We start from the raw sequence: 24,126 nt of genomic DNA on the forward strand, positions 1-24,126 counted from the left end.
ATTAAAAAAAACTAACTTATATGTTTAAGACTAAAGATGCTTGGATGAATTTCTTCTATTCATTCGGTGCCGCAATTGTAATTCTTGGAGCTTGGCTTAAAATTACTCACATTAACATTGGACCGATCACTGGTAACGTTGCTCTTACAGTAGGACTTATTACGGAAGCGATCATTTTCATTATCTTCGCCTTCGACCCGCCAAAAACTGAAGAATCTTATGCTTGGGAAAACGTATATCCGGAATTGTTAGACAAACATGCAAATCCTAATCCTTTACATTCTAATGTAACAACAAGAAATACAGTAGACCATTTTGCTGAACTTGAAAACTCTCTTTCAGGAAAATTGGATAAAATGCTTCAGGATGCCAAATTGGATGTTCAGTTATTCGAAAGATTAAGAACAGGTATCGATAAATTCTCAAGTTCTGTTGACCAGATCAACCAGACAGTAGATGTATCTGCCTCTACTCATAAATATAACGAGCAGTTAAACAGAGCAGCTCAACACATGGAAAGCATGAATGCCCTTTATGCAATGCAATTGGAAAACGGACAAAAACAGTCTGATTTTGCTAAGAAATATGTGGAAGATATGCAGAAATCTGTTGAACATTCAGAAAAATTCAATCAAGAATTACAAGGTTTAACATCTAATTTAAATAACTTAAACAGAGTTTATGGTGGTATGTTGACTGCTATGAAGTCTTAATTCCTTAACCATTTCTAAAATTTAACTACTTAATCTAAAACAAAAAGAAAGAATGGCACAAGGAAAACAGACACCTCGTCAGAAGATGATCAACCTCATGTATTTGGTGTTCATCGCGATGATGGCTCTAAACATTGATGCGGAAATCATAAGATCGTACTACGACTCTACGGTAGCCTTAAAGGAAACTCGATTATTAACGGAAAGAAAGAACGAAGATATTTTTGAGAAAACCCTTGAAGCTAAAGCCCAGCAGGTACCTGATACCTATGCTCAGCCTTGGCAGCAGTATCAGCAATTGAAGCAGAAAATTAATGCTTTGGTTTCACATGCTGACGATATCAAAAATAAACTTAAAAAAGAATCTGAATTCGTAGAAAAAGATCCTAAAACAGGAAAATTAATTGATGTAAGCGAAAACTTCTCTGCGTTGAATAACAATGAAGCAACTACATCTTACTTCTTTAAAGACGGAGATGAAAATACAGCTTCTAAAGGAGCCATGGAGTTAAAAGCTAAAATTGATGATGTAAGGAACTTTATCAACAAGACTTTCGGAGGTAACTCCCAGCTAAAGGATTTGATCGACAGAGCCAATAAATCATTAATAGCCGAATATCCAAAAGGACAGTCTCCTAATAATAAAACCTGGCTTCAGAATAAATTCTATCATCAGCCACTTATCGCGGCATTGTCTAATCTTGAGATTATTCAGAATGATGCCCGAAACGTACAGTCTGATGCATTAGCATTGTTATTACAGGAGAAAGTAGATGCAAGCATTAAATTTACAAGCTATGAAGCAATTGTATCTGCACCTGTAGATGTCGTTGCTGGTAAGCCTGCAGAAGCTGTCGTAATGTTAGGAAATTACTCTAACAGTAATAAAATCAACATGACGGGGGTAGGAAGACAGGAAAACGGTAAAGGTTATGCTACTTTAAATACAAGCGGAATCGGTGAACATACTTTAAGCGGAAATATTACATTGACAGATGCAACAGGTAAGGCACAAAACTTCCCTTTCACGCATACTTATAATGTCATTGCAGGTCCTCAGGAAGTAAAACTTCAAAAAGGTTTATTGCTTTCAGCGGATAAAATGAATGTAATGTATAGAAATCTCGATAATCCTGTTTCCGGGTCAATTCTTGGAGCAGACAATGCGAAGCTTTCTTTATCGGCTCCTGGAGCTGTTGTGAAAAGTACAGGTCCTGGTAAATGGAATGTTAAACCAGGTGCAGGAAGTGTTGTGAAACTTACTTTATCTGGAACTGATCCGTACGGAAAATCAATTTCTCAGGTATTTGAATACAGAATTAAAAATGTACCACCTCCACAAGGCCAGATCAGAGGAAAGAATTTGTTAACGTTACCAGCTTCTTCTGTTGAAAATCAACAGCTTCAGGCTGTAATCCCTGACTTTGATTTCCCTGTATCGTTTAATGTAACTTCATTTATGGTAAGGGTACCAGGTAGAGCATCAATGCAGGTCCAAGGTAATTCTTTACAAGCGGCTGCAGGAATGTTCAGAAATTTAAGACCTGGTGATGGAGTTTATATATTTGATATCAAAGCTACAGCTACCGGATTAGGAAACACTATTGTTCCAAATATTTCACCTGTATTAATTAATGTTCAATAATTACAATTATGAAAAAATATATTAGCAGTTTTTTAGTATTGGTTTCGGGATTTGTATTTTCCCAGACTATCCTGAATGCTTCTTCTCCTGAGGAATTCAGAAAAATGAGAGCTGAGAACAAAATGAAAGTAGGAGATACCGTTATCGACAAAAAGGTAAAGCCTCTTGAATATGGCTATGTCGAAGAAAAGGATATCCTGAAAAGTATGTTTGTTTGGGAGGTTATTGATATGAACGATAAAATCAATCAGCCTTTCTATTATAACAATCCTGACGGATTATTATCTACAGAGACAAAATCTTTATATAAACTTTTATTGGATGGTGCCTTAAATGGGGATATTACAGAAGTTTATGACGACGAGAATTTCGTGCAGAGACTTACTCCTGAACAAATTAAAACTAGACTTGTTGATGTGAGAGTTGATGACGAAGCCATTAATATCTTAAACAGTGGTCGTCAATTGACTGAACAAGAAAAAAAGGAGCTTACCGATGTTTATGAAACAACTACTGAAAAAGTTAAAGTTTTAAAAGTATTCGGAATGTGGTTTATTGACAAAAGAGATGGTCAGTTGAAATATAGACCATTAGGGATAGCTGCAATGGGTCCTGATCCAAAATTGATAGGTAGAGTTGGTCCTGACGGGCAGCCTATTGAAGGAGCTAATGATCTTATTGATCTTTTCTGGGTATACTATCCGAATGCAAGGGATATCTTAGCTAACAACTATGTATACAACAGAAAAAATACTTCTGCAGATCTTTCTTTTGACGATTTGATCAACGCAAGAAGATTCTCTTCTGTGATCTTCAAATCTTCTACAGGTCTCGGAGATGGAGTAATCAAAGATTATATCCCAAGAGATGCTGATGATCAGATGGAGGAAAGCGACAGAATCAAATCGCAGATCCTGCAAATGGAAAACGATATGTGGAATTATTAAAATTTCACTTGATAATTATAGAAAACCTGAGTACTTTTACTCAGGTTTTTTTTATTATGAAAAATGTAGATTACATCATTGTTGGAGACGGATATGCCGCACTTTTTTTTGCGCATCAGCTAATCAGGAATAATAAATCATTCGTATTGTTTTCGGAGAAGAAAAAAAGTGCTTCCCAGATATCCGCAGGCATCATAAACCCTGTTGTCCTTAAAAAATTCACCACGTTTTGGAAAGCTCAGGAGCAGATCGATTTTTTAAAGCAGACTTTAATAGAGATAGAAAATTATACAGGGCAAAATTATCTCATCAATGCACCCATTCACAGAATTTTTCATGATGAAAAAGAAAAGGAACTCTGGCTTAAAAAGTCACAGAATGATGAGCTTAAAAATTTTTTAGATAAAAATTTTGATCCTTTAGAGGTGGTAAAAAACGATTTTCAAGCCGGAAAGGTGAATCAGTCTGCCAGACTTGATGTGAGTGGATTTTTCACAGGTATATTTGATTTTTTACGAAAGACTGATGGTGTCGTTTCTGAAAAATTCAGTTATTCCGATTTGAATTATTCTGATAATGTTTACCGGAATTTCAGATATTCTAATATCCTGTTTTGTGAAGGAATGGGAGTGAAGCAAAATCCTTTTTTTTCGGAAATTCCAGTTAATGCAAATAAAGGACATCATATTAAAGTAAACCTTTCAAAACCGATTCCGGGAAATATAACAATTAAAAAGAAACATTTTCTTTTTCCTTTAACGGAAACGACATACTTTTACGGGGGGACCTATGACAGAGAACAACTTCATAATGAGATTGATCAATCTGCTGTAGAACAACTGAAAAACGGACTGAAAGAATTTTATCCTTATGAATTCAGCGTAGAAGAGGTAAACTTCGGATTCAGGCCTACCGTAAAAGACCGCCGTCCTATTATCGGTCAACATCCGGTTTACAACGATCTATACGTTTTTAACGGCCTTGGCGCGAGAGGGATTCTTAACGGATGCTATTTTTCAAAGAGCTTATTTGATTATATAGAAAACGAAATCCCTTTACCGGAAGAAGTTTCTCTGGAAAGATTTACGATTAAATAATTCAAATCATTGCATTGGTCTGCATAAATTTCTTATCTTGAATGAAATAGATAATTTATGGACGAAAATATTTTAGGAATTATCGCAGGGATTCTTACATCTGTATCAATGATTCCGCAACTGGTGAAAGTATTGAAGGAAAAAAATGCGGAGGATCTTTCCTGGGTGATGATTCTGGTGCTTATTTCCGGGCTTTCGCTTTGGGTATGGTATGGGTTTTTGAAAAATGAACTGCCTATCATCCTTTCCAATGCTTTTGCAGTTGCAGTCAACATTATATTACTGATCTGTTGCATGATTTATAAAAAGAAGAATAAAGAACAAAAATGAGAGGTTATCATATAGAAAACACTTCTGCCAGGAGCAGAAGTGTTTCGTTTATATTGGTGAGTCTATTTTCTGAATTAATTGGAAGCCATCCCGGCGCCGGAAGACCCCTTATTTTTCTTGTGATGAAATAAAACCATATTGTAGCCTTTTCTCATAAAGGTCACTTCTCCTCTCACATCGGAATATTGATAGTCGGCATCGGCTGCAGTATATTCCGGAAGCTCATGGCTTTTTTTCAGTTCATAGGTTTTTCCGTCAAGGTGTATGATAGCTGTATTTTGTGTTTCATTGACGGCTACTTCAAGCTGATCTCCGAAATCATCAGTGAATACATCTTTAACAATTTTATCATTGCTGACAGTTTCTTTCTGTACAGGAATCTCATGCTGTACCTCTTCTTCTTTAATCTGATGGCTGCAGGAAATTGACGCGAAGGTCATTAAAATGGTAATAATCTGAAGTAAGTTTTTCATAGGTTGTGATTTTGGCGTATTTCATTTATAAGGTATTTAATATTTATAAATGTACAATAAAATTGAAAATATTGTGTTAATAATTTATAAAATATTAAAAATAATTAATTTTAAAAAGTTTATAAAACGTACGACATTGTCAATATTATATGATTTAATGTAAAAACTGACCTTTTTAAATGTTAATGAAATTATGAATTTTTAACATTTTAACTTGTTTTATAATGTTTGAATTTTAAGCAAAATGAATGCCATAACAGAGTTTTGTGCTAAAAATTATTCGCAAATGGTTTAATAATAAGTGGTTAACGATCCTTGAAAAATAGGATAACGTTTAATTCAGCTCTTTTAAAGGAGTGTTAAATATTGTTAACAATACGTCTTGTTGTTATAAAATTCGGTCAATTACTCAGGGTAATACCATACATTTGTGCCTTGAAAATCATGAGAAACTATATAGTGTATTTTTTGACGGCTCTTTTTCTGCTATTCGTAGTAGAAAGTAAGATTAATGTCAGAACGCTCAATAGTAATTTTGTCTCTCATTCTTCTCAAAAACTCCCTAAAAGAGCCAACCGGCTCAATCAGACCTATGAAAAGCTTTCTATACAGCAAAGCTCTGATGATGTAAGTGATGCATACTCCCTGGAACTGTATGAGGAAGATTTCCAATTTTCGGATACCTTACAGTCCTTCGCAGAATTAGCCTGTGTTTTTACGCTAATCTATGTGTATGGTCTTGAAAGTTACAAAAAATTAAAGCCTACGGTTCACGGCTTTTTATCCAAACTTTTCAATAGTAAAAGATTCATTCTTATTCGTTCAATCAGAATTTAATTTAGTTTCCAGTCCGTTTTGGCGGGCTTTTTCTGCGTTGTAATGCCGGTAATCATTACATCGTACTTATCCCTTTTACCATTTTCCTATTAAAACATTAACGATTTATATAAACTCTAAAATTATGAAAAGAGTTGTCGCAAGCATTGCGCTAAGCAGTCTTTTATTGTTCAGCTGTAACAAGAAAAAAGAAGAAAAAGAAGAAGCTGCAGTTTATCCGGTAACGTCGCCAGTTGTCATGGACACGGTGATTGACAAGGAATATGTAGCCCAGATCAGATCTGTAAAGAACATCGAAGTTCGTGCACAGGAAAAAGGTTTTCTCGAAAAAATCTTTGTGGATGAAGGTCAGTTCGTACATCAGGGACAGACATTGTTCAGGATTATGCCCAAACTCTACCAGGCAGAATTGCTGAAAGCCCAGGCCGAAGTTGCCCAGGCTACGATTGAATTGAAAAATGCCAGTACATTGGCCAGTAACAACATCGTTTCAAAAAACGAAAGAGCCATGGCTAAAGCAAAGCTGGATGCCGCAAACGCTGAAGCAAAACTGGCTCAGATTCACTTGTCTTTTACAGACATTAAAGCACCGTTTTCAGGAATTATCGACAGAATTCCGTTAAAACTGGGAAGTCTGGTTGATGAAGGAGACCTGTTGACATCGCTTTCGGATAACAACGATATTTACACGTATTTCAATGTCTCAGAACCTGAATACCTGAATTATCAGAGAAATATCGCATCAAGGGGAAGCAAAATGGTGGATCTCGTGATGGCAAACGGTGATGTTTTTCCTCAGAAGGGCGAAGTTCAGACCATTGAAGGAGAATTCGACAGTGAGACAGGGAATATCGCTTTCAGGGCAAAATTCCCTAATCCTGACAAATTGTTGAGAAACGGCGAAACCGGAAAAGTAAGAATGACTTTACCGATGAAAAATGCCTTAATTATTCCTCAAAAAGCAACCTACGAAATTCAGGACCAGAAGTATGTTTTTGTCGTAGATAAAAACGGTGTGGCCAAATCCAGAAACATCAAAGTGGCTTATGAGCTTCCGGATGTTTATGTGGTAGGGTCAGGACTGGCTTCTGGGGATAAAATTCTGCTGGAAGGGGTACAGAAAGTCAAAGATGACCAGAAAGTTCAGACGAAATTCCAGGATCCGAAAAAAGTTCTTCAATCATTGAAATTAAAAGCAGAATAAAAATACGATAACTGATAAGTGACAGCTGATCATATCAAATGTTCAGGTCATCATTCATCATTCATCATTAATAATTTATCATTATTTTATGTTTAAGAAATTCATTCGCAGACCTGTTCTGTCTATCGTAATCTCTTTGATTATCGTATTTATGGGCGTTTTATCTTTGTTAAAATTGCCCATCACACAGTTTCCTTCGATTTCTCCTCCAAAAGTAAATATTACTGCAGAATATCCGGGTGCCAACAACGAATTGCTGATCAAATCAGTGGTTATTCCTCTGGAAAGAGGGTTAAACGGAGTGCCGGGAATGAAATATATGACTTCAGATGCCGGAAACGACGGTGAAGCATCAATACAGGTGGTTTTTGATCTTGGAACCGATCCGAATGTGGCGGCCGTAAACGTACAAAACCGGGTTTCGTCGGTAGTAAATAAACTTCCGCCGCTGGTCGTTCGTGAAGGGGTAAAAATTACCCGTGAAGAGCCGAACATGTTGATGTACATTAACTTGTATAGTGATGATCCTAAAGCCGACCAGAAATTCCTTTTCAACTATGCAGATATTAACGTAATGTCCGAATTGAGAAGGGTGAGTGGTGTTGGTTTCGCAGACATCCTCGGTACCAGAGAATACGCCATGCGTATCTGGCTGAAGCCGGACCGTCTGACTGCATACAGTATTTCTGCAGATGAAGTAATGGAATCTCTGAATCAGCAGAGTTTGGAAGCTTCTCCTGGTAAAACCGGGGAAAGTTCCGGAAAGAGATCCCAGTCATTTGAATATATCCTGAAATATCCCGGACGTTTCAATAATGAAAAAGATTACGGGAATATTATCCTTAAAGCAAAACCGGACGGAGAATTTATAAGGCTGAAAGATGTTGCCGATATCGAATTCGGATCATCAATGTATGATATTTATTCAACCTTAAATGGAAAACCTTCCGCAGCGATCACCGTAAAACAATCGTATGGATCCAATGCCAGCGACGTTATTAAAAACGTTAAGTCATTGATGGAAGAACTTCAGAAAACCACTTTCCCAAAAGGAATGCATTATGATATCAGCTATGACGTGTCAAGGTTCCTGGATGCCTCCATCGAAAAGGTGGTACATACCTTATTTGAGGCCTTTATTTTGGTGGCCATTGTGGTATTCCTCTTCCTGGGCGACTGGCGCTCTACATTGATTCCTGCTTTAGCGGTTCCGGTTTCATTGGTGGGAACTTTTGCGGTAATGTCGGCATTTGGGATCACTTTAAATATGATCTCACTCTTTGCCCTCGTCATGGCAATCGGGGTTGTGGTCGATGATGCGATTGTGGTTATCGAAGCGGTTCACGCCAAGATGGAAGAGAAGCACCTGTCACCTCTGAAGGCCACAGAAGAAGCCATGCATGAAATCAGCGGAGCGATCATCGCAATTACTTTGGTAATGGCTTCCGTATTTATTCCGATTGCATTCATGTCTGGTCCGGTTGGGGTTTTCTATCGTCAGTTTTCCATTACCATGGCTTCTGCAATTATCCTTTCGGGGGTTGTAGCATTAACGTTGACGCCGGCTTTATGTGCTTTAATCTTAAAGAACAATCACGGCAAACCGAAAAGAAGAACACCGGTTACGATATTTTTAGATAAATTCAATAATTTATTTACCAAAGGTGCTGGAAAATATGAGGGAATGCTGAATAAAACGGTGAAGAAAAAAACAATCACTTTACCTTTATTACTGGCATTTTGTGCATGCACTTTCTTCTTAAGCAATTCACTTCCTTCAGGATTTATTCCTGCGGAGGATCAGGGAATGATTTATGCCATCATCCAGACACCTCCCGGCTCTACATTGGAAAGAACCAATCAGATAGCAAGGGAATTACTAAGAGAGTCTGAAGATATCGACGGCGTACAGTCTGTTTCTTCACTCGCAGGATATGAAATCTTAACGGAAGGTACCGGCTCCAACTCGGGAACCTGTCTGATCAACCTTAAAAGCTGGGAAGACCGTAAAGAATCCGCTGCCGAAATCATCGAAAAGCTTGAAGAAAAAGCCAAAAATATTCCGGGAGCCAATATAGAATTCTTCCAGCCGCCATCTATTCCGGGTTACGGGGCAGCCGGAGGTTTCGAACTTCGTCTGTTGGATAAAGCCGGAAGTGGTGATTATCACAAAATGGAGCAGGTAAGTAATGATTTTGTAAAAGCGCTTAAAAAACGACCTGAATTGGGATCTGCATTTACCTTCTATTCCGCGAGTTTCCCTCAGTATATGCTGAAAGTCGATAACGATCTTGCCGAGCAGAAAGGGGTGACGATTGAAAATGCAATGGATAATTTATCAACCCTGATCGGATCCAATTACGAAACAAGTTTCATCCGTTTCGACAGGCCTTACAAGGTGATCGTTCAGGCGGGACCGCAATATCGAGCATTGCCAAGTGATTTGCTAAAGCTGTATGTTAAAAACGATAAAGATCAGATGGTGCCATATTCCGATTTTATGCATTTGGAAAAAGTATACGGTCTGTCTGAAATTACCAGACATAATATGTACAACTCATCCGAGGTGAGCGGAACGCCGGCACCGGGATACAGTTCCGGACAAGCCATTGCAGCCATTAAAGAAGTTGCGGATAAAACGCTTCCCAGAGGTTTCGGTATCGACTGGGCCGGTATTTCCAAGGATGAAGTAAGCAGGGGAAATGAAGCTGTTTTTATTTTCCTGATCTGCCTTGGATTCGTTTATCTTATTCTTTCTGCACAGTACGAAAGTTTCATTCTGCCATTGCCGGTTATTTTATCGTTACCAACGGGTATTTTCGGAGCTTTCTTATGTTTAAAATTGTTAGGATTAGAAAACAATATCTATGCTCAGGTAGCCATGGTAATGCTGATCGGGCTTTTAGGTAAAAATGCCGTATTGATCGTAGAATTCGCGGTACAGAAAAAAGCTGAAGAAGGAATTCCTGTAGCGCAGGCCGCCATTGAGGGAGCAGCCATCCGCTTCCGTCCGATTTTGATGACTTCATTTGCTTTCATTGCAGGTTTGATTCCGTTGGTAATGGCAACAGGACCGGGAGCTATCGGTAACAGGACGATCGGTACGGCAGCAGCAGGAGGGATGCTAATCGGAACCGTTTTCGGATTAATGATTATCCCTGGGTTGTATTATATCTTCGGAACGATTGCTGAAAAATCGAGACTGGCGAGATATGAAGAAGAAAACCCTCTAACAGAACAAACAGAACCTTACCAACACGATGACAAACATGAAGATTTATAATAAATATATAGCAGCCATTGCCTTATCGCTTGTTTTAGCAGGCTGTAAGGCGCCTATGGCGACCGTAATAAAAGACGAGGTAAAAGAAAACGTACCTCAGAACTTCAATCAGGAAGATCAGGGAGACGCAAACAATAACAGCGGAACAACACCCTGGAGGCAATTTTTTACTGATCCTAATTTAGTATCATTAATTGAGACAGCCTTAAAAAATAATCAGGAGCTGATGATCACCCTTCAGGAAATCGAAATTGCCAAAAGCGGGGTTTTAGCTAAAAAAGGAAGACTGACCCCCACTGTTTCTGCAGGAGTCGGTGCAGGTATAAAAAAAGCAGGCCGGTATACCAGTGAAGGTGCCGGTGATGCCACCACCGAAATTGAACCCGGAAAGGAAATGCCTGATCCGCTGGGAAATTTTGAAGGAGGCCTGATGGCCAACTGGGAAGTAGACATCTGGAAAAAGCTGAGAACAGAAAAAGAATCTGCCGTAGCCCATTACCTGTCTACCGTGGAAGGAAAGAATTTTGTGCTTTCCAACCTCATCGAAGAAGTTGCGGACAATTATTACGAGCTGCTGGCTTTAGACAACCAGCTGGATATTATTCAGCAGTATACGAAGCTTCAGCAGAAGGCTCTTGAAATTTCGAAAATCCAGAAGGAAGCCGCCGCTGCCACAGAATTAGCGGTAAAGAAATTTGAGGCCGAACTGGCGAAATCCAAAGCGACTGAGTATACGATCCGCCAGCAGATCACGGAAAAAGAAAATGAAATCAATGCCCTTTGCGGAAGATATCCGCAGCCGATCGTAAGAACGAAAGATGATTTTATGACTACTCTTCCGCAAACGGTCTATACAGGAATTCCTTCGCAATTATTGGCAAACAGGCCGGATATCAAGCAGGCTGAATTAGAATTGAAATCTGCAAAATTAGACGTAGAAGCCGCGAGAAAAGAGTTTTATCCTACGCTGGAAATTTCCGCAACCTTAGGATTAGAGGCTTTCAAACCGTCTTATCTGGTGAAACTTCCCGAATCTATGGCTGCCAGTCTGGTGGGAGAGCTTGCCGGTCCGCTTATCAACAAAAGTGCGATCAAAGCCAATTTCCAGACGGCAGATGCAAGACAGATCCAGTCTTTGTACGAATACGACAAAACAATCCTTAATGCCTACCTGGATGTTGCCAATTTAATGTCTAAAGTAAAAAATATTGACCAGTATTATAAACTAAAGTCGGAAGAAACCAAGGCTTTGGAACAATCGATAGATATAGCGAATCAGTTATTCAGAAACTCCAGGGCAGATTACCTGGAAGTGCTCCTGAACCAGAGAGATGCCCTTGATGCAAAAATGGAACTGGTGGAAGCTAAACAAAAACAGCTGAGTACAGTTGTGGATATTTATAAGAGCTTAGGCGGAGGCTGGAAGTGATTATAAATCTTTAATGTTTTAAAAGAAAAGAGACTGCCCGTAAGGGACCAGTCTCTTTTCGATTTAAAATTGAAACGTTACATTAGCAGAAAGAGGTTCAGATAGAACCTCTTTGTTAATTTATCTGCAGGATATGCGGCAGTAAATTTATGATATGGTTATTAGTTTCAGAAAATGGTTATTAGTTCAAAATTAAATTTTAAAAAAAACCAGCCTCCCTAAAAAGTAATCTCCCTGTTAAGGAAGGCGGTAAGATTATTATTGAATCATCATGTTTTTTTGCTGGTTATTAGCTTTACCCTGTAGCGTATGTTTTTATGGTTTTGTTTTTCTTTACTTATGTATTGATAGCTCAAAAATATAAGCTTGATTTCAGATATAAAAATGTTTGTTGTCTTTATTCATAAATTATGACAGTACATTTCGGTGGTCATTAAAATTTAATAAGCTGATTATCAGTTTTTATATTTGTAAAATAAAAATAATCCGATATTGAATATTAATTCATACTTGTTTGATAAATACCGCCTTTTTTTTGTAATTTTGAGCGCTGTTTATAACCAACTATACTAAGGTGATCAAAAAACTATTTCTTATACTATGTAGTGTATGCTTCCAGTTTATCCTTTCGCAGGAGCCATATACTGAGTATTATCAGCTGAGAAAGAAGTATGAAAATTTCGATGAGAATGACGAAAAAGCCTTACCTTATATTCAGCCCTATATTAATAAAGCCAGGCGGGAAAAGAACTATGAAAAGCTGGTACAGGGATATAAAGATGCTGTTTTTTATTCATTTTTAGATGATAACAAGCTGAAATATGCCGACAGTATGGTCTGGGCAGCCACACTTTCCCGCGATAAAGATCTGCTCATCACGGCCCATATTGATAAAGGCGTAATTTACTATTACAACTACAAGAAATACCAGCTTGCACTCAACGAATACCTCGAAGCCTATCAATATTCAAAAAATACAAAAAACGATTATCTTAAATACCAGAACCTTTACCATATCGGTGTAGTAAAAAGCTATCTTGGATACTATGACGAAGCCGCCGAATTATTCAGTAGGTGCCTGGCCTACTACAGAGAAAGATCCTTATTAAAGCTTCATCCTAATGAAATTTATAATAATAAAAAAGGATACCTCAACAGTCTGCACCAGTTAGTTATTTGTTACAGGCATTCCAGGAAATACAAAGAGTCGGATGCAGCCATAGAAAAAGGCCTTGCTGAGACCGGAAACGATAAGGAATATGCACAGGAAAAAGCGTATTTTCTTTTATCTAAAGGCATTTCCGAGTATAGGAATAAACGTTATCAGACAGCTCTCGCAGCTCTCGGCCAATCGCTTCCCGCCATAAAAAACAGCAGGGACTTTGCAAGACTTTCCGTGAATTATTTTTTCATCGGTAAAAGTTATCTTGAGCTTAAAGATTCTAAAAAATCGGTTGGTTATTTCAAAAAGATCGATTCCATTTTTAATAAGCACCAGTTTATTCTGCCTGAGCTCAGAGAAAACTATGAAATCCTCATCAGCTACAGTAAAAAGAACAACGACCAGTCGAAGCAGCTCTATTATACCGGCCAGCTCCTGAAGGCAGACAGCATTATGTCCCGGGATTTCAGCTATCTCTCGCCGAAAATCCATAAGGATTATGACACCAGGTCGTTGCTGGAAGAGAAAAATAAACTCCAGAAGATCAATTACCTGGTTACGGTAATTATTATTCTCCTTGTTATCTGGGCGATCGGGCTTATCATGCTTTTCGCCAGGAAACAGAAAAAAGCAAAAGAGATTAAGCAAAAATATATCCTGCTCGAAGAAAAGTTTGTGAAAGACCAGGATGTTGACGATATTCCTGACTTACCCGAGATCCTGATTATGCCGACGGAAGAAAAAAGGGCAAATCTTCATGAGAGAAAAGTAGAGGAACTTCTGCGGAAACTCAAAGTATTTGAAAACAAAAAGGGCTTCATCCAGAAAGGCCTCACCCTAAGTAAACTGGCCTCACAATTGGGAACGAATTCCAATTATCTTTCGCAGGTGATCAATGAGCATAAAGGAGGAAATTTCAACAAATACCTCAGTCAATTAAGGATTCACTACATCACCAATCTTTTGTTTGAAGACAAAAAATACCTTAAATACAGCATAGAAACCCTCGCCAGAGAATGCGGAATGGCTTCCCGTCAGAATTTTTCAGACCTTTTTTATGAAATCAACGGAATACGCCCCACAGATTTCATCAAGAAGCGAATCCAGGAATTGGAAGAACAAAAAGGATGTTGATGAGAAACTTATACTAATCGTTATTAATTTTTTATTATGGCTGTACTCCAGATAGATATTAAATACTGAAAAAGCGTAATTTTAATGATCAATACAGAAATGAAACTTTAATACAGGAAGAACAGTGATTAAGAATGATTTAAGTGTAAGATTTGAAATATGGGATTTTGAGGATATTACCTGTGATGATATTACAAATTCTCTCAATTTGCAACCTTTCAAAACCTATGTAAAAGGAACAGAAATTCATGAGAATTCTCCGAAGAAATCTCAAAGAAATGGATGGATTTATGGAGCCGGATATGGAACAGGAAAAGATTTTAGTGGGCAAATGGAAGATATTTTAGAAGTTTTAATTCCCAAACTAAATTTATTGAAAGCGTATTCGGAAAAATATTATTGTGAAATTTCCTGCGCCTTATTTTTAAACAACCGGGAAGAAAGCGTACCCTGGATTCATCTTGATAAAAGACAAATTATTTTTATGAAAGAGGTGAATGCGGAATTTGATGTGGATATTTATTATCCGCCACTGGAGTAAAATGTTTGTATGACCTGATAAAATATAGATGTCACATAATGAGAGTAATAGAAGAATATTCCAAAAGTGATGATTTTCTGTATCATGTGCAATTAACCAAACAATTTTTCAGACTTACGGGATTAGAATAATGGAATATTTAATAATAGATGCTGCCTTAACTGCCGGACGACTAGAACATTGACCTTTGGTATAAATGCTTCCCGATCAATGTATATCTTAGGTGTTTCAATTACTCACTAAACAGGTAATACTTTGAATATTTTCTCTTACAAAATTTCTAAATTTAATGTCTTTCAATATACCTATAACCATATCCAGACACAACTTGCAAAGCCATAATCCATGAAAACACTTACCTATTTATTTTGGAGCTTGAGAAAATATTATGAGAAAGTTTGGTTAACAAAAGGACAGTATAACTGGACGATATTAGCTTTTAGTCTCCCTTATAATATTCCTATAATGCTTTTTTCGGGAGCCTTTGTTAAGGTATTTATTAACCCCTATTTAGAAATGGAGATATTGCGAATAATAATATTTTTATTATTTACTTTATTAATATTCTTTTTATTAGCGCAGCCTTTGAAGTTAATTTTCCCAAGGAAAAAGATAGAAAGCTTATCCTATACAAAAGAGGAGGTAAAAAAATATCGGTTAAATATTTTATACTTTTTCCTGGGTCTTATACTCTTAATTGTTTTATTAGTGATCTATAAAAAGTATGTTAGCTAATCGGGGACAAAGGTAGTGTGAACTATTGTATTCGGAGCTATTTACTGAAGTATACCCTAAGCTGGTGCGAGCGTCTCGCTCGAGCTCCCTTAAAACAACCACTGCAATTTGCAGTGGTTTTTCAATTCCCATGAAAACAATTCTTTAAAACTTACATAAAGAATGAAATATTCATATAATTATGTAAATCAAACGATTAATTTTCGTTTTCCGTAAAATGATAAAATAAAAATATATATTTGTACGGTAACTTAAAACATAAATATGAAAAACACAAAAAACTCTGTCAGCGAAACAGGACACTCTAAAAACGTTGCTAATCTTCAGGATCTCATCTCTTTTTGTACAGCCTATGGCCACAGGTACAATCCCGTAAAAGAAGAACTGACAATCCCTAGGCTGGAAGCCCTCTATAAAGAGGCCACGGTACAATTAAATGAAGCCCAGACCAAAAAAACACTGTTTGATAATGCCACCAACCAGCGCGCTGAAGTTTTTAAAGAATTGAATTCGCTCGCGACAAAAGTCATTAACGCACTGGCTGTGTCAGAAACAAATCCTTTGATGCTCAGCAATGCCAAATCCTACAACAAAAAGCTGCAGGGAAGAACAAAGGCAAAAACAGAAGCCGTAAAGTCAGAAGAAGAAACGGAAGCCCCTGCAAGAACTATTTCAACGTCACAACAAAGCTACGACAGCAAGATCAATAACTTCTCCGGTTTAATTCAGGTGCTCGAACAAAGTGCTGCCTACAATCCCAATGAAGAAGAATTAAAAATCACAACCTTACGGGAGAAGCTGGCAGAAATGAAAAGAAGGAACACTGCCCTTATTCATGCCAATACGGAGTATTCCAACGCCAGGTTATCGAGAGATCAGGTGTTGTATAATAACCTCACCGGACTTTGTCAGATCACCAAAGAGGTAAAGCAATATGTAAAATCCGTGTTCGGAGCGACAAGTCCTCAGTACAAACAGATTTCATCCTTGCTTTTTGTGAAAAGAAAGCAGTAATTAAACTCTTTATGCATTTTGATTAACATTCGTCCCTTCGAGTAGATTTTTGAAGAAAATCATATCGAGAAGCTTGTGTTTGGGGGTATAATTTTTGTCACTAGTATTAAATAAACTCCTTTATGAAAGAATTTTCGTAAAGGAGTTTTTGTTTTTCATCATGTTGGTTACTCTTTTTCCAATGTATTAATAAAAGTAAGCTATGTAGTTTTGAATATGAACGTTGTAAAAGTAAAATCTCATCATGTTGTTTTATATTTTAGCGATGTCAAAATAGATGTAGGCGGTGTTGACTAATATTTTAGCAATGTAAAAGTAGATGTGAGCATGGTCGTTTAATATTTTAGCTATGTAAAAGTAAATCTGATCAATGTTGGTATAGATGTTTGCGTAGTCGGACAAGATTCTTATAGTGTAAAAGTATTTTCTTTCAATGATGTTGATGAATTTTTGATTGTAAATTAAATTTTTTCTCAGGCTGTTGATTATTTCAATACCTTAGAAATTCGAAATAGGACCATCGTGAAAGCTGTTAAAAATCCTTAAGTCAAACCCTATATAATATTTCATCCTATAAAAACAACCCAATCCGGAATTCCCATGAAAAAAATCATCTTTATCATAGCAGGCATTGCGATTCTCCTCCTCGTTATTGTTTTAATTAAAACATTGACTTATCCTTTTAAAAAAGCGACCGCCAATACCTCCGGCGGTTGGAAAATGACAAAAGATGATTCTGCCATTCAGAGGCTGTCAGGCGGACTGAAAATTCCTTCTGTGTCATCAGGCGAGCTTGGGGAATTTAATTACTCACCGTTCGATACCATTAAGGAATATATCAAAGCCTCTTATCCGTTAGTCTATCAGAATACGGAGTTCGTAGAGGTCAATACCTATGGTTTGGTATTCAGGCTGAAAGGCAGCAACCCTTCCCTTAATCCCATTCTATTTCTTTCCCATACCGATGTCGTTCCTCCGGGAGAAGCTGAGATAAAAGATAAAAATGAAAATGTTTTCAGGCCCGAAGATAAACCTTTGCCTGCCGTATCAGAAGTTTCCGAAGAATGGGATTTCGGACCGTTTTCCGGGGCAGTTGCTCACGGAAGGATCTACGGCAGAGGAGCTATCGATATGAAGGGAATGCTCTTCGCACTCCTTGAATCCATGAACAATCTGATTAAAACAAAGCACACCCCTCAAAGAGATATCTACCTTGCCTTCGGATTTGATGAGGAAGTCGGCGGACAGCAGGGAGCTGAAAAAATAGCTGAATATTTCAAAAGAAAAAATATTGTGTTCGATGCCGTCTACGACGAAGGCGGCTTAATTCTCGAAAAGGGAAGTGTCAACGGGATCAACGCAGATATCGCGGTGATCGGGTGTGCCGAAAAAGGCTTTCTCTCCGTAAAAATTAAAGTGAAAGGACTTGGCGGACATTCCTCCATGCCACCCACAGAGAGTGCCATCGGAAAAGCCGCCGTCATCATGCAACGTCTGGAACACGACCAGATGAAGCCTGTTGTGACCCCGCTTATTAACCAGTTCTTCACCAACGTCGGTGGATCAATGTCTTTTATCAACAGGATGGCCATCGCCAATCAATGGCTGTTGAAGCCCGTGCTTCTTTCCCAGCTAACCAAGAATAATTCCACCAACGCACTGGTACGCACCACGACTGCCCTCACCATGATGAAGGGCAGTGATGCCCCTAACGTCCTTTCCCCCGAAGTGGAATTCGTCGTCAATTTTAGGCTGCTCCCCGGAAATACCGTAACAGACGTCAAACAGCATATCGCCGAAGCCACCAAAGGATTTGATGTCGAAATTGAAGAAATTGACACGGTCAAAGAAGCTTCAGCCGTTTCACCAACCCATACAAAAGCCTTCAGGTTGATAGAAGCTGCCATAAAAGAAATTCATCCGTCCGCGGTCGCTACTCCCTATCTCACGGTAGGTGCTACCGATGCGTACAAATACCAGATCGTCAGCAGGAACATCTACCGTTTCATGCCCATCAAAATAAACAACGCCGAAAAACAATCCATCCACAGCACCAACGAATACCTCAGCATCGAAAACTATATAAAAATGATCCACTACTTTGAGTACATCATGAGAAATTATGATGAGTAATAATTGATAAAAGATAAATGATTCAGTGATGAAAGATCATTGATAGGCTGTAAAAGTGATAGCAAAAGTCGGTAATCATCACTATCCCGCAGCAGGAAGACTCCCTCAACAGAAGTACATTAAAGCCAAAAAGTATATGGTCATATGGCGATCTTAGCTGAGTGAAACGCCTTTGCGAACGAAAAATATGCAGGATGATTTAAAAGAAAAACTTAGCGCCCTCCGCGTTAGAACAATTTCACCACGATCAATTACATAGCGATCTTAGCTAAGTGAAACGCCTTTGCAAAAGAAAAAATACGCGCAATGTTTTAAAACAAAACTTAGCGCCCTCCACGTTAGAAAAGGTTCACCACGATCAATTACATAGCGATCTTAGCTGAGTGAAACGCCTTTGCGAACAAAAAATATGCGCAATGATTTAAAACAAAACTTAGCGCCCTTTGCGTTCAAAACAAACACTTCGAAAAAAAGTTTTCCATAAAAAAATAACACGTCAAGTTTTGTCGCATTACCCGATTAGCTTTGTCATATCAAAACAACGAAGCTATGGAACTGCCATTATATTTAAGTTTTAATGAATTCGACAAACACTACTACGACAACCTTGAAAAATGGTTCGAAGAATACAGCAACACCTCCGAATCAGATTACCTGAAAGCACTGGCGGAACGGTATAGTCCCTATGTTTACTATAACTTTTCCCATGACCGGCTTCAGGCAGACGCTACCATTCAGATCAAAGACTGCTTTTTCCCTTCGTACGATAAAATCGGGCTCTCTTTCTGTACAGGCTGCGAAAATACCAGGAAACCCAAAACCTCCAGGAATATGAATCATGTTTTTGAGTGGAAAACCATTACCATGATGGAATACGCCCAGCATATTTTAGACAAGATCAACAAACATATTTCCGGAAACAAAAATAAAAAAGAGCTAAACATTATGGATCTGATCAACGACCAGGAAGTGATCACGGCCAGAGATGGAGCGGGATATTGTGTCAACTATATCCGGCATCAGTCGACCCTGCCATTCCTCAAAGCTTATCTTCCGGTGTACGGACAAACCGTTAATATTGCCGTTTACAGGGATTTTATCATGTCGGTTGCTCAGATCGCCGAATACATAGATTTTAAATTAAAAGAAATACATGCTTTCGAGAGCACGATTTATGCTAAGCTGAAATCCGATGCCAAATTCAAAATACAGATAAACCACCAGTTTCTCACCATCTGTAATTAACTAATACACCATCATTCATATAGCTAAATTATAGTTTGAAAAGAGGTTGAGACTTTTCAGACGCAGAACTCAGTCGCAAGACTGGGTTTTTTATTGAAAACCATTTTGGTCATCACCCCGATAAATAAAAAAAAGCGTTGAAATAATCAACGCTTTTCCTGGCAGAGAGGAAGGGATTCGAACCCTCGATACAGTTACCCGTATACTACCTTTCCAGGGTAGCTCCTTCAACCACTCGGACACCTCTCTATTTGAGATTGCAAAAATAATGGAATTTATTGAATAACCAAATTATTATTACAATTTAGTTCGAAATTTCTCCACAAAGGCTTTTGGTGAAATTGTCAGCAAAACTTCCCCCGTAGTTAGCATTGTCGATTAAATGCATTGCTTTTGTTATAGCACATTCAGCCGTCATATCCCTTCCGCTGATGGCCCCGATCCTGGAAAAGATATTGCTGTTCTCATACTTTCCGAAGGATATTCCACCGGAAATACACTGGCTTACCACCACGATCTCCGTACCCTTATCTCTGATCTGCTGCAGGGTTTCCACCGTTTTTTTACTGCTGAAAATAGTACCCGAGCCAAATACCTGCAGAATCAGGACTTTCATGGCAGGGATTTCTTTAAGATGGCTGAGGTTCATCCCCGGAAAAATTCTCCAGAAAATAATATCCTCCGAAATATGATCGTCAACATGGAAATCAATTTCCGGAATGGAGCGGTGAAGATTTTCTTTGATAATATTTAAATGTACTCCGGATTGTCCGAGGATAGGGTAGTTCGGGCTTGCATAGGCATCAAAATACTCCGCAGAATATTTCAGGGTGCGGTTTCCTCTCAGTAATTTATATTCAAAATAAATCGCCACTTCCTGAATCACTGCCTCATCGTTTTCGTACAGACTGGCGTAATATAAGCTTGTCAGGAGATTTTCTTTGGCATCGGTACGCAAATCCCCGATCGGAAGCTGGGAACCGGTAAGGATGACAGGTTTTTTCAGTCCTTTCAGCATAAAACTCAATGCTGAAGCTGTGTAAGACATGGTATCCGTTCCGTGGAGGATCAGGAAGCCGTCATAATAATGATAGTTTTTATGGATATAATGGGCAATAATCTTCCACTCTTCGGGTCCCATATCGGACGAGTCAAGTGGTTTTGCAAAAGGATGAACGAAAACTTCACATTCCATGAGCGTCATTTCGGGCATTTTTTCAAAGATGTTTCCAAAATCAAATGCGCGAAGGCTTCCGGTTTCATAATCTTTTTCCATACCGATGGTTCCGCCGGTATAGATCAAAAGGACTTTTCGTTTCATACATGAATTTTATTAGATTTCCGTACCCTGTTCGGGAGGATTCCTCAAAATTACGTTAATTTGCAAAGATTTGAAAATGAATGGAAGATTTAGCAAAAACTTTTGAATATTTAAAGCAGTTTTTAACGGAAGAACGTTTGGCAAAAATTGAACATTTTTCTCAGGAAAGTTCAGATTTTGTGCTTCCTGTCGTAGAAGATATTTACCAGTTTCGAAATGCGGCAGCTATCGTGCGCTCCGTAGAAGCCTGCGGTTTTCATAAAGTGGTGGCCTTGCAGGAAGAATATAGTTTTGAGCCGAATCTCCGCGTCACAAAAGGCGCCGATACCTGGGTAGAGGTCGAAAAACTTCCCCGGAACATGGAATCTTTCCAAAATATTAAAGACAGAGGTTATAAGATAGTAGCTGTTTCGCTGGAGAATAATGCTACCATGCTTCCCGATTACGAAATCACTGAACCGGTTGCCCTGGTTTTCGGAACCGAAATGGAAGGCGTTTCCCGGGAAATTCTTGATTTTGCTGACGAAACCCTGGCTATTCCGATGTATGGCTTTACCCGAAGTTTCAATGTTTCGGTAGCAGCCTCGATCTGCATGTATGAATTAAAGCAAAAGCTGATAAAATCCGGTATCGATTATAAACTGGATGAAGAAAAGCTCCTGAAAATGAAGATTCGATGGGCTGTGAATTCCATACGAAGCGGACAGGAGATTTTTGAGAAGTATCTCAGAGACAATAATCTTGAAGATGTTTTTTCCTAAATCATTAGAAAAATCTTTACGATTCCATACGATAATAATTCCACGCGGCAACGAAAATCCCGGCGGTTTCGGTTCTTAATCTTTGATTTCCCAGGGAAACGGCTTTTACATCATGTCCGGCCAGTAACAGGATTTCCTTTTCAGAAAAATCGCCTTCAGGACCGATCAGGAATGTAATCTGTTCAGCCTTTGGAATTTCTTTCAATCCGATTCTGTGGAGATTTTCATGACAATGAGCCACAAAAGTACTATCGGGGGTAATGGTTTTTAAAAAATCCGGAATTTTAATGCTGTCATTGATGATCGGAAAGTGAAACCTCAAACTTTGTTTAGAGGCGGCTATAGCCTGTTTTCTGAGTTTGTCGATGTTGAGGTTTTTACGTTCTGTTTTTTCGGTTTGTAAAATAGTAATTTCAGAAATGCCCATTTCCACAGCCTTTTCGATAAAGAATTCAATACGGTCGATATTTTTTGTCGGAGCGATGGCAATATGCAGCTTCGGCTGAAAGTCGGGCAAATTGGTTTGGATTTCATCGACAGAAAGAATCGCTTTTTTGCCTTCAATCATCAGAGTTCCGGAAGCAAGATTTCCTTTTCCGTCTGTTACGTGAATGGCTTCACCTTCCTTCATACGAAGAACTTTTATCATATGTTGTTGTTCTTCGTCGCTGATCGTTACTTGATTTCCTTCGATTTTTCCGTAGAATAGCTTCATATATCTTGCGTTAAAAAGGCAACTCCTGTTTTTATTGTTGTGTAAATGTCCGTATCACAATCACGGTAAGAGCACATGAAAATTTCTTCTATCCAGTTGTTGTTTATGAAAATCAGATTTAAATATTCCTGTTTTCTCAAATTGTTTTTAATGGATAAATAATCCCCTTCTTTAGGTTCGTAGGGGAAACTGAAGATATTTTCAGAATTTATTTTTTCTATAACTTCTTCTTTTATATCCTGAATATAACCCTTTTCAGATGAGGATGGGAAATAGTCCATAGAAATATCCGATGCATCATTTTTTCCGGTAACGGTTTCTAAAATCCAATAATACTTTGAATTTTTCTTAGACTGCGTTCCCAGTACTTTTTCTTCTAAAAGAATTTTCATAGATCGTATTTTGATGTTGCACTGGTTCTTAAATCCGTAAATTCGCCTCGTTCAAATTTCAGTTGGGCCACCATGGCGATCATCGCCGCGTTATCCGTGGTGTATTCGAATTTTGGGATGTAAATATTCCAGCCTAGTTTTTCGTGGTTAATTTCCATCGCTTTTCTCAATGCCGAATTTGCTGAAACACCACCGGCAATAGCCACTTCTTTAATTCCGAGATCTTGTGCGGCTTTTTCCAGCTTGTTCATCAGGATTTCAATGATTGATTTTTGTACCGAAGCACAAAGATCGTTCAGGTTATTTTTAACAAAATCCGCATCCTTGCGTACTTCTTTCTGAATAAAATATAACACAGAGGTTTTTATACCACTGAAAGAATAGTCGTAATTTTCGAGTTTCGGTTTATTAAATTTGAAAACATCGGGATTTCCTTCTTTCGCAAGCCTGTCTATGACAGGGCCTGCAGGATAATCAAGGTCAAAAATTTTTCCGATCTTATCGAAAGCTTCCCCGGCGGCATCATCGGTTGTTTTCCCGATGATCTCCATGTCAAAATAGTCCTTTACCAGGACGATCATCGTATGTCCACCGCTCACGGTGAGGCACAGAAAAGGGAATTTAGGCGGCATAGGATTTGCATCGTCAATGAAATGCGCTAAAATATGCGCCTGGAGGTGGTTTACTTCAATCAGGGGGACGTCTAAGCTCATTGCCAAAGACTTAGCAAAGGAAGTTCCCACCAGGAGTGATCCTAAAAGTCCGGGTCCGCGGGTAAAACCTATCGCGGAAATTGCATTTTGTTGTATATTTGCTTTAGTTAAAGATTTTTCAACAACGGGGATGATATTTTGCTGATGGGCACGCGATGCAAGCTCAGGAACAACACCTCCATACTCTTTATGGATTGCCTGGTTTGCAGCAATGTTCGACAGAATAGAATTTCCCTTGATGATAGCTGCTGATGTATCGTCGCAAGACGATTCAATACCTAAAATTATAGAGTCGCTCATAA

20 protein-coding genes and 1 tRNA gene are annotated in these 24,126 nt (G+C 38.4%); 15 read left to right on the top strand and 6 right to left on the bottom strand.

What is annotated here, in order from left to right:
* Positions 1-20 precede the first annotated feature (20 nt).
* The 5 genes from porL to AC0N32_RS13590 are packed head-to-tail and all read left to right on the top strand — an operon-like array spanning position 21 to position 4,732.
* Positions 21-713: a type IX secretion system motor protein PorL/GldL gene (porL, locus tag AC0N32_RS13570; protein ID WP_476394387.1), complete on the top strand. Its 693-nt coding sequence runs from the start codon at positions 21-23 to the stop codon at positions 711-713.
* Positions 714-765: 52 nt separating this feature from the next.
* A complete protein-coding gene (porM, locus tag AC0N32_RS13575) occupies positions 766-2,358 on the top strand; it encodes a type IX secretion system motor protein PorM/GldM (RefSeq protein WP_476394388.1) in 1,593 nt (530 codons plus the stop codon).
* An 8-nt stretch (positions 2,359-2,366) separates the two neighbouring features.
* Positions 2,367-3,305 (top strand): type IX secretion system ring subunit PorN/GldN, encoded by a 939-nt coding sequence (porN, locus tag AC0N32_RS13580; protein WP_476394389.1) that lies wholly within the window; start codon positions 2,367-2,369, stop codon positions 3,303-3,305.
* 56 nt (positions 3,306-3,361) lie between these two features.
* Positions 3,362-4,402, top strand: a complete 1,041-nt coding sequence (locus AC0N32_RS13585; RefSeq protein ID WP_476394390.1) for an NAD(P)/FAD-dependent oxidoreductase — start codon at positions 3,362-3,364, stop codon at positions 4,400-4,402.
* A 57-nt stretch (positions 4,403-4,459) separates the two neighbouring features.
* Positions 4,460-4,732 carry a SemiSWEET transporter gene (locus AC0N32_RS13590; protein WP_476394391.1) on the top strand — a complete coding sequence of 91 codons (273 nt, stop codon included), beginning with the start codon at positions 4,460-4,462 and terminating at the stop codon, positions 4,730-4,732.
* A 74-nt stretch (positions 4,733-4,806) separates the two neighbouring features.
* Here AC0N32_RS13590 and AC0N32_RS13595 read toward each other — a convergent pair whose 3' ends face one another.
* Positions 4,807-5,205 carry a hypothetical protein gene (locus AC0N32_RS13595; RefSeq protein WP_476394392.1) on the bottom strand — a complete coding sequence of 133 codons (399 nt, stop codon included), beginning with the start codon at positions 5,203-5,205 and terminating at the stop codon, positions 4,807-4,809.
* 444 nt (positions 5,206-5,649) lie between these two features.
* Here AC0N32_RS13595 and AC0N32_RS13600 point away from each other — a divergent pair, with 444 nt between their 5' ends.
* From AC0N32_RS13600 to AC0N32_RS13640, 9 genes are all read left to right on the top strand, one after another.
* Positions 5,650-6,042, top strand: coding sequence for a hypothetical protein (locus AC0N32_RS13600; RefSeq protein WP_476394393.1), 393 nt, complete (start codon positions 5,650-5,652; stop codon positions 6,040-6,042).
* A gap of 124 nt (positions 6,043-6,166) precedes the next feature.
* Entirely contained in the window at positions 6,167-7,246 is a 1,080-nt protein-coding gene (locus AC0N32_RS13605) for an efflux RND transporter periplasmic adaptor subunit (protein WP_476394394.1), read from the top strand.
* Between the two features lie 88 nt (positions 7,247-7,334).
* The gene (locus AC0N32_RS13610; RefSeq protein ID WP_476394395.1) at positions 7,335-10,529 is read left to right on the top strand and encodes an efflux RND transporter permease subunit; all 3,195 of its coding nucleotides are present in this window, start codon (positions 7,335-7,337) and stop codon (positions 10,527-10,529) included.
* Complete coding sequence (locus AC0N32_RS13615; protein ID WP_476394396.1) at positions 10,516-11,958, top strand: TolC family protein; 1,443 nt, start codon at positions 10,516-10,518, stop codon at positions 11,956-11,958. Before AC0N32_RS13610 ends, AC0N32_RS13615 begins: the two co-directional genes overlap by 14 nt.
* A gap of 574 nt (positions 11,959-12,532) precedes the next feature.
* A complete protein-coding gene (locus AC0N32_RS13620) occupies positions 12,533-14,254 on the top strand; it encodes a helix-turn-helix domain-containing protein (protein ID WP_476394397.1) in 1,722 nt (573 codons plus the stop codon).
* Positions 14,255-14,378: 124 nt separating this feature from the next.
* Positions 14,379-14,795: a DUF4279 domain-containing protein gene (locus AC0N32_RS13625; RefSeq protein ID WP_476394398.1), complete on the top strand. Its 417-nt coding sequence runs from the start codon at positions 14,379-14,381 to the stop codon at positions 14,793-14,795.
* 999 nt (positions 14,796-15,794) lie between these two features.
* The gene (locus AC0N32_RS13630) at positions 15,795-16,544 is read left to right on the top strand and encodes a hypothetical protein (RefSeq protein WP_476394399.1); all 750 of its coding nucleotides are present in this window, start codon (positions 15,795-15,797) and stop codon (positions 16,542-16,544) included.
* 600 nt (positions 16,545-17,144) lie between these two features.
* Positions 17,145-18,677, top strand: a complete 1,533-nt coding sequence (locus AC0N32_RS13635; RefSeq protein ID WP_476394400.1) for a M20/M25/M40 family metallo-hydrolase — start codon at positions 17,145-17,147, stop codon at positions 18,675-18,677.
* Positions 18,678-19,226: 549 nt separating this feature from the next.
* Positions 19,227-19,922 (top strand): hypothetical protein, encoded by a 696-nt coding sequence (locus AC0N32_RS13640; protein ID WP_476394401.1) that lies wholly within the window; start codon positions 19,227-19,229, stop codon positions 19,920-19,922.
* A 159-nt stretch (positions 19,923-20,081) separates the two neighbouring features.
* On the opposite strand, the gene AC0N32_RS13645 is transcribed toward AC0N32_RS13640, so the two are convergent.
* Positions 20,082-20,171, bottom strand: a tRNA-Ser gene (locus AC0N32_RS13645).
* Positions 20,172-20,226: 55 nt separating this feature from the next.
* Positions 20,227-21,243 carry an asparaginase gene (locus AC0N32_RS13650; RefSeq protein WP_476394402.1) on the bottom strand — a complete coding sequence of 339 codons (1,017 nt, stop codon included), beginning with the start codon at positions 21,241-21,243 and terminating at the stop codon, positions 20,227-20,229.
* 80 nt (positions 21,244-21,323) lie between these two features.
* Here AC0N32_RS13650 and AC0N32_RS13655 point away from each other — a divergent pair, with 80 nt between their 5' ends.
* Entirely contained in the window at positions 21,324-22,004 is a 681-nt protein-coding gene (locus AC0N32_RS13655; RefSeq protein ID WP_476394403.1) for a TrmH family RNA methyltransferase, read from the top strand.
* A gap of 16 nt (positions 22,005-22,020) precedes the next feature.
* On the opposite strand, the gene AC0N32_RS13660 is transcribed toward AC0N32_RS13655, so the two are convergent.
* Genes AC0N32_RS13660 through tsaD form a run of 3 tightly spaced genes read right to left on the bottom strand, consistent with a single transcriptional unit; the run spans position 22,021 to position 24,124 of the window.
* Positions 22,021-22,719 (bottom strand): RsmE family RNA methyltransferase, encoded by a 699-nt coding sequence (locus AC0N32_RS13660; protein WP_476394404.1) that lies wholly within the window; start codon positions 22,717-22,719, stop codon positions 22,021-22,023.
* A complete protein-coding gene (locus tag AC0N32_RS13665; RefSeq protein WP_476394405.1) occupies positions 22,716-23,111 on the bottom strand; it encodes a hypothetical protein in 396 nt (131 codons plus the stop codon). Before AC0N32_RS13665 ends, AC0N32_RS13660 begins: the two co-directional genes overlap by 4 nt.
* A complete protein-coding gene (gene tsaD, locus AC0N32_RS13670) occupies positions 23,108-24,124 on the bottom strand; it encodes a tRNA (adenosine(37)-N6)-threonylcarbamoyltransferase complex transferase subunit TsaD (protein WP_476394406.1) in 1,017 nt (338 codons plus the stop codon). The genes AC0N32_RS13665 and tsaD overlap by 4 nt, the downstream gene beginning before the upstream one ends.
* Positions 24,125-24,126: the final 2 nt, after the last annotated feature.

The sequence above is a fragment of the Chryseobacterium endophyticum genome (assembly GCF_056333165.1).

What these genes read in the sequence shown, in the direction of transcription:
- AC0N32_RS13615 (WP_476394396.1), top strand. Translation starts at nt 10,516, where the DNA reads ATGAAGATTTATAATAAATATATAGCAGCCATTGCCTTATCGCTTGTT.
- porL (WP_476394387.1), top strand. Translation starts at nt 21, where the DNA reads ATGTTTAAGACTAAAGATGCTTGGATGAATTTCTTCTATTCATTCGGT.
- AC0N32_RS13665 (WP_476394405.1), bottom strand. Translation starts at nt 23,111, where the DNA reads ATGAAAATTCTTTTAGAAGAAAAAGTACTGGGAACGCAGTCTAAGAAA.
- AC0N32_RS13655 (WP_476394403.1), top strand. Translation starts at nt 21,324, where the DNA reads ATGGAAGATTTAGCAAAAACTTTTGAATATTTAAAGCAGTTTTTAACG.
- AC0N32_RS13650 (WP_476394402.1), bottom strand. Translation starts at nt 21,243, where the DNA reads ATGAAACGAAAAGTCCTTTTGATCTATACCGGCGGAACCATCGGTATG.
- AC0N32_RS13660 (WP_476394404.1), bottom strand. Translation starts at nt 22,719, where the DNA reads ATGAAGCTATTCTACGGAAAAATCGAAGGAAATCAAGTAACGATCAGC.
- AC0N32_RS13605 (WP_476394394.1), top strand. Translation starts at nt 6,167, where the DNA reads ATGAAAAGAGTTGTCGCAAGCATTGCGCTAAGCAGTCTTTTATTGTTC.
- AC0N32_RS13600 (WP_476394393.1), top strand. Translation starts at nt 5,650, where the DNA reads ATGAGAAACTATATAGTGTATTTTTTGACGGCTCTTTTTCTGCTATTC.
- porN (WP_476394389.1), top strand. Translation starts at nt 2,367, where the DNA reads ATGAAAAAATATATTAGCAGTTTTTTAGTATTGGTTTCGGGATTTGTA.
- porM (WP_476394388.1), top strand. Translation starts at nt 766, where the DNA reads ATGGCACAAGGAAAACAGACACCTCGTCAGAAGATGATCAACCTCATG.
- AC0N32_RS13640 (WP_476394401.1), top strand. Translation starts at nt 19,227, where the DNA reads ATGGAACTGCCATTATATTTAAGTTTTAATGAATTCGACAAACACTAC.
- tsaD (WP_476394406.1), bottom strand. Translation starts at nt 24,124, where the DNA reads ATGAGCGACTCTATAATTTTAGGTATTGAATCGTCTTGCGACGATACA.
- AC0N32_RS13590 (WP_476394391.1), top strand. Translation starts at nt 4,460, where the DNA reads ATGGACGAAAATATTTTAGGAATTATCGCAGGGATTCTTACATCTGTA.
- AC0N32_RS13595 (WP_476394392.1), bottom strand. Translation starts at nt 5,205, where the DNA reads ATGAAAAACTTACTTCAGATTATTACCATTTTAATGACCTTCGCGTCA.
- AC0N32_RS13635 (WP_476394400.1), top strand. Translation starts at nt 17,145, where the DNA reads ATGAAAAAAATCATCTTTATCATAGCAGGCATTGCGATTCTCCTCCTC.
- AC0N32_RS13630 (WP_476394399.1), top strand. Translation starts at nt 15,795, where the DNA reads ATGAAAAACACAAAAAACTCTGTCAGCGAAACAGGACACTCTAAAAAC.
- AC0N32_RS13610 (WP_476394395.1), top strand. Translation starts at nt 7,335, where the DNA reads ATGTTTAAGAAATTCATTCGCAGACCTGTTCTGTCTATCGTAATCTCT.
- AC0N32_RS13585 (WP_476394390.1), top strand. Translation starts at nt 3,362, where the DNA reads ATGAAAAATGTAGATTACATCATTGTTGGAGACGGATATGCCGCACTT.